Source organism: Agromyces sp. P1_H4 (assembly GCF_056405255.1).
The window spans coordinates 1-2,189 of sequence record NZ_JBFUCL010000466.1 but is presented as its reverse complement, the minus strand read 5'-3'; the positions used below and the strand labels follow the sequence as shown (position 1 = coordinate 2,189).

The following is a 2,189-nucleotide window of genomic DNA, read 5'->3' as shown; positions in this document are numbered from 1 at the left end:
ATCCAGAACAGCAACCTGCCGACCTGGGCCGGCTGGGTCATGCTCGTCGTGATCGTCGCCGTGTCGGCCGCGACCTCGTTCTGGGACCGGTCGCGACGCAACCGCGCCGGGGTGCCGAACCGCGCCATCTCGCTCGTCTGGATCAAGCTCGGCGTCATCGCCGTGCTGGGCGGCGTGGTCGTGTACATCCTCAACCAGGACCGCGGCCAGTCGCTCCGGGCCGTGCAGGGCGTGCCCATCGTCGTGCCGATCGTGCTCGTCATCCTGTGGATCGGCACGTTCGTGCTCGACCGCACCAAGTACGGCCGCTACATCTACGCGATCGGCGGCAACGCCGAGGCGGCCCGCCGCTCGGGCGTGAAGGTGATGATGATCCGCTGGACGGCGTTCATCGTCTGCTCCACCCTCTCGGTCGTCGCCGGACTCTTCTCGATCAGCAAGGTCGGGTCGGTGGATGCCGCGGCGGGCCGCGATCTCGTGCTGAGCGGCGTCGCGGCGGCCGTCGTCGGCGGCGTCAGCCTCTTCGGCGGTCGCGGCCGGCTCATGCATGCCGCGATCGGTGCCCTGGTCATCGCCGTCATCACGAACGGCCTGGGCCTGCTCAACCTGCCGGCCGGCGTGAACTACGCGGTCACCGGCGGCGTGCTGATCCTCGCGGCCACGGTCGACGCCGTCTCGCGCACGCGCGGGGGCGGATCGCTCGTCCGAACCTGACGCACCACGATGAACGAAGCGGATGCCGCGGGCTCGTCGCCCGCGGCATCCGCTTCGTCGTTCGTGGCTAGCGCACGTCCTGCCGTGGGAAGACGACCTTCTCCACGATGATGATGAGCGAGGCGGCGACCGGGATCGCGACGAGCGCGCCGAGTACGCCGCCGAGGGTGCCGCCCGCGACGGCGGCGATCACGACGAGCGCACCGGGCACCGCGACGGCACGGCTCATGATGCGGGGGCTCAGCACGTAGGCCTCGACCTGCATGTAGATGAGGTAGTAGATCGCGGCGGCGAGCGCGGTGGCCGGCGAGGCCGCGAGGCACACGAGCGAGATGATGATCGCGCCCGTGAGCGTGCCGACGAGCGGCACGAGCGAGAACAGGAACGCGATGAAGGCCAGGAGGATCGGCGCCGGGGCGCCGATGATCGACAGGAAGATGAGGCTCAGCACGCCGTTGATGGCCGCGAGCGACACCTGCCCGATGACGTAGCGGCCGACGGAACCCGTGATCTCCTCCGAGACCGACCGGAAGCCGGGCCGCGAGCTCGCCGGCACGAACCGGGCGGCATAGCGCTTCATCGAGGCGAGCGACGCGAGGAAGTAGAGGGTGAGGATGAGCACGATCGTCGCACCCGTGAAGCCGCCTGCGATGCCCGCGCCGACGGCGAGGATGCCGCCGGTGAGGGCGCCGAGGTTGTCGGGGTCGCCGAACCAGTCGCCCGCTCCGTCGATCGCCTGTTGGATCGCGTCGCCGCCCACCAGTGAGTTGAGCCACGCCACCAGGTCGCTGTTCTTGATGTTCTCGACGATCGAGTCCCAGTCCTCGACGAGGATCTGCGTCTGCTCGATGACGATCGGGACGAGGGTCGCGATGAGTCCCACGAACACGCCGATCACCACGACGAAGACGAGCAGGATGGCGAGCCAGCGCGGGATGTCGCGCCGCTGCATCCAGCTCACCACCGGGTCGAGGCCGAGGGCGAGGAACAGGGCGAGCGCCACGTAGAGGATGACGGTGCCGAGCTGGCCGAGGATCCCGCCGAGCAGGATCGCGAGCAGCACGCCGAGCGCTCCGACGAAGCCGATGCGGAACGCCCGGATCTTGACCTCGGGACCGGCCGACTCGGCGTTGGCTGTGACTTCCGCCGCGGGCGGCGGCTCGACCACCCCGGCGCGCTTTCGTCTCAACATGGCCATGACGCTACGCGTTCCCGCCGACGCGGTGGCGCGCCGCGCCGGATCAGGGTCGCGCACCACCGGGTCGCGATGTGCCGCCGGGCCGGCGGGCACCGCGGGTTCGACGGCGTCAGAACGCGACGACACCGGCGACGATCCCCACGACCACGGTCACCGCGGCGGCGAGGCCGMGGATCGCGGCGCCGGCGMCGACGGCGCCGCGGCCACGTGCCGCGGTGCCCTCGGGCACCCGCGCGACGCTGCGCGTGCGGGACGGACGGGCTCGACGGCTCTCGTG

The 2,189-nt window shown here is 70.9% G+C and carries 2 protein-coding genes; one reads left to right on the top strand and one right to left on the bottom strand.

The window, feature by feature from the left end; genetic code table 11:
* On the top strand, positions 1–714 hold a 714-nt coding region (locus AC1DY2_RS18940; protein ID WP_476763819.1), incomplete at its 5' end, for an ABC transporter permease subunit.
* A 67-nt stretch (positions 715–781) separates the two neighbouring features.
* On the opposite strand, the gene AC1DY2_RS18935 is transcribed toward AC1DY2_RS18940, so the two are convergent.
* On the bottom strand, positions 782–1,906 hold the full coding sequence (locus AC1DY2_RS18935) for an AI-2E family transporter (RefSeq protein WP_476763818.1): 1,125 nt from the start codon (positions 1,904–1,906) through the stop codon (positions 782–784).
* Positions 1,907–2,189: the final 283 nt, after the last annotated feature.